The organism is Chitinophaga agrisoli, assembly GCF_008386695.1.
Taxonomy (GTDB): Bacteria; Bacteroidota; Bacteroidia; order Chitinophagales; family Chitinophagaceae; genus Chitinophaga; species Chitinophaga agrisoli.
The window spans coordinates 1-313 of sequence record NZ_VUOC01000036.1 but is presented as its reverse complement, the minus strand read 5'-3'; the positions used below and the strand labels follow the sequence as shown (position 1 = coordinate 313).

Genomic DNA, 313 nt, shown 5'->3' with positions numbered 1-313 from the left:
GGCCAATCACATTTTTCGGTAAGCAAGTTATAGAGTAGAGTGCTCGGACAAGTCAAAGTAACGGGAATAGCATTGGAGCACGTATAGAATTGATTGCAATTTTCATGAGGAATGAACGTGCCTTCTGAATTACCTCTTGCACAAATAGCTTTTACTTCACTGGGGCTAGTGTTGGTGTTGTTGTTAACATCATTCGGTTCTATTGTAATACAAAAGTTAAGATCATCACTCTTATCAGGAATTATTCTATCTCCACATTCAACAGTACCAGGCCATTCGCATCTTTCTAAATGTGGATCATAAAGAAGGTCTT

At 38.3% G+C, this 313-nt stretch carries 1 protein-coding gene; it reads right to left on the bottom strand.

Annotated elements, in window-relative coordinates:
- Positions 1 to 313: chitin binding peritrophin-A domain-containing protein (locus F0L74_RS34535; RefSeq protein WP_149842217.1), on the bottom strand; the 313-nt coding region annotated here is incomplete at both ends.